Source organism: Sphingomonas sp. CCH9-F2 (assembly GCF_001556735.1).
In the GTDB taxonomy this organism is placed as follows: domain Bacteria; phylum Pseudomonadota; class Alphaproteobacteria; order Sphingomonadales; family Sphingomonadaceae; genus Sphingomonas; species Sphingomonas ginsenosidimutans.
The window spans coordinates 1-2,668 of the sequence record NZ_LSJO01000664.1 but is presented as its reverse complement, the minus strand read 5'-3'; the positions used below and the strand labels follow the sequence as shown (position 1 = coordinate 2,668).

2 protein-coding genes and 1 pseudogene are annotated in these 2,668 nt (G+C 66.0%); all 3 read left to right on the top strand.

The window, feature by feature from the left end; genetic code table 11:
• Window positions 1–177: 177 nt before the first annotated feature.
• Window positions 178–1,311 carry an AI-2E family transporter gene (locus tag AX685_RS18880; protein WP_066491476.1) on the top strand — a complete coding sequence of 378 codons (1,134 nt, stop codon included), beginning with the start codon at window positions 178–180 and terminating at the stop codon, window positions 1,309–1,311.
• A gap of 102 nt (window positions 1,312–1,413) precedes the next feature.
• Window positions 1,414–2,109, top strand: a complete 696-nt coding sequence (gene ctrA / locus AX685_RS18875) for a response regulator transcription factor CtrA (RefSeq protein WP_066491474.1) — start codon at window positions 1,414–1,416, stop codon at window positions 2,107–2,109.
• Between the two features lie 243 nt (window positions 2,110–2,352).
• Window positions 2,353–2,668 (top strand): annotated as a pseudogene (locus AX685_RS23275) (TonB-dependent receptor plug domain-containing protein); the annotation flags it as partial.

Sequence of the window (2,668 nt, the reverse complement as noted above, 5' to 3'; positions counted from 1 at the left end):
GTCGTCGTCACCGCCACGCTGGCACGGTTCGCGCTGCCCGCCCCGCCGCAGGATTATGCCGCGCTGATCGGCTGGTGGCCGGGGACGATCGCGCTGCAATAACGCGGCGCGGTCGCGCGTCCTTTTTTCCACCACATGCGTTGTGCCGCGCATGAAACGATCCGCCCGCCCCGCGGCATGAACCGCCTGGCCCCCGACGATTCGGATGCGCGCTTCCTGCGCCGCGTCCTGTGGCTGATCGTCATCGCCGCCGTCGCCACGGCGCTGTATCTGGCGCAGGACCTGCTGATCCTGGCGTTCGGATCGGTGCTGATCGCGATCGTCATCCACGCGCTGGCGGACCTGTACGAAACCCATGCGCGTTTTCCCAAACGCCCGGCGCTGATCGCGGCGATCCTGTCGGTGCTGGGGTTTATCGCGCTGATGGTGTGGCTGTTCGGGGTGGAATTCCGCGCGCAGGTGAACACGCTGGTCGTCGCCCTGCCGGGCCTGATCGACCAGCTGGACGATTACATGTCGCAAAGCCCGGTGGGCGCGAAGGTGGTCGATGCGGTCCGCGCCGCCTTCGCTGGCAGCCGCGTGGCGCAGGACATCGGCCAGATCGTGCGCGGTGCGGGACAGTTGCTGCTCAATACGTTCATCGTGTTGTTCGGCGCGATCTTCTTCGCGGTCGATCCCAAGGTGTACGAACGCGGCCTCCTGCTGCTGATCCCGCCGGCCAAGCGCGCGGCGGTCGAAGATGCGCTGGGCGACGTCGGATCGACGCTGCTGCTGTGGCTGCGCGCGCAGCTGATCCAGATGACCGCAATGGGCACGATGGTGGGCATCGGCCTGTGGATCGCGGGCGTGCCGTCCGCCGCGCTGCTGGGGCTGCTGACGGGCATATCGGAGTTCATCCCCTATGTCGGTCCGCTCGCCGCGATGCTGCCGGCGCTCGGGCTCGCCGCGACGGCGGGGACCGAGCCGCTGCTGGGCGCGCTGGCGACGTTCGCGCTGGTGCGAATCGTGCAGACGAACCTCGTCACCCCCTATGTCACCGGGCGCGTCATCGCGATCCCGCCGGCGCTCAGCCTGTTCGCGATCATCGGCACCGGGGCGGTCTTCGGCGTGTTCGGCTTGTTCTTTTCCGGCGGAATCCTGGTCGTCACCTACACGCTGGTGCGCAGCCTGTACCTGCGCGAGGTGCTGGGTGAGGACATTCCGCCGAGCCGCGAACGCCGCCTGTTTACCGCCAAGGGCACCCCGCGTGAACCGCCAGCCACAGACTCTAAATCAGATTTGGCAGACGACTCGCCGGAATCATTGGCTTAAGTCGAAATTAACCTTTTGCGTTCAGAAGCGGTTTGGTAAATGGATATCTGGTGAGGCGGGCCGACAGGGTGGTGCCGCGCTTGCGAACCGGGGGACTGCAATATGCGCGTTCTGCTGATCGAGGACGAGCCGACCACCGCCAAGGCTATCGAGCTGATGCTCTCCACCGAAGGGTTCAACGTCTATTCGACGGACCTGGGTGAGGAAGGCCTCGATCTGGGCAAGCTGTACGATTACGACATCATCCTGCTCGATCTTAACCTGCCGGACATGCACGGCTATGACGTGCTCAAGAAGCTGCGCGTCGCGCGCGTGCAGACGCCGGTGCTGATCCTGTCGGGCATCAACGAGATGGATTCGAAGGTTCGCAGCTTCGGCTTCGGCGCCGACGATTACGTGACCAAGCCGTTCCACCGCGAAGAGCTGATCGCGCGCATCCACGCCGTCGTCCGCCGTTCGAAGGGCCATTCGCAATCGGTCATCAAGACCGGCAAGCTGTCGGTCAACCTGGACGCCAAGACGGTCGAGGTCGACGGCGCGCGCGTGCACCTGACCGGCAAGGAATATGCGATGCTGGAGCTGCTGTCGCTGCGCAAGGGCACCACGCTGACCAAGGAAATGTTCCTCAACCACCTGTACGGCGGGATGGACGAGCCCGAACTGAAGATCATCGACGTCTTCATCTGCAAGCTGCGCAAGAAGCTGAGCACGGCGTGCGAGGGCGACAATTATATCGAGACGGTCTGGGGCCGCGGCTATGTGCTGCGCGAGCCGGAAGAGATCGTCGCGGTCGCCTGACGCGATCACCGTTTCCCCCGGCCCGTCCGGGGAACAGAAAGGCCGCGGCACCGGGGGGCGCCGCGGCCTTTTTTGTGCGCATCGCTGTGGCCGCCGCGCATCACCGCGGCGCGATTCGCTGCTTCGACGCGATGCGCGCGCGGCGGCGGTACGGCCCGTTACGAAACCGCAATGGAATCGTCATCGCCGTGTCCCCAAACATCGGCACCGGCCCCCCGAACCTGTTGGGGGAAACAAAAGATAATGAACACCAAGTCCATGCTGCTCGCCGGCGCGACCGCGCTGATGTTCGCCGCGCCCGCCGTCGCCGCGCAGGAAGCCCCCGCGCCGACCGCCCCCGCCGATCAGCCGGCCGCCGAGGAGAACGGCGACATCGTCGTCCTCGGCTTCGGCCAGGCGCGGCAGGTGCAGACGGTGACCGCCGCCGACCTGGAGCGACTGACCCCGGGCACGTCCCCGCTGAAGGCGGTGTCGAAGCTGCCGGGCGTCAATTTCCAGTCGGCGGACGCCTTCGGCGCCTATGAATGGTCGACGCGCATCTCGCTGCGCGGGTTCAACC

What these genes read in the sequence shown, in the direction of transcription:
- ctrA (WP_066491474.1), top strand. Translation starts at nt 1,414, where the DNA reads ATGCGCGTTCTGCTGATCGAGGACGAGCCGACCACCGCCAAGGCTATC.
- AX685_RS18880 (WP_066491476.1), top strand. Translation starts at nt 178, where the DNA reads ATGAACCGCCTGGCCCCCGACGATTCGGATGCGCGCTTCCTGCGCCGC.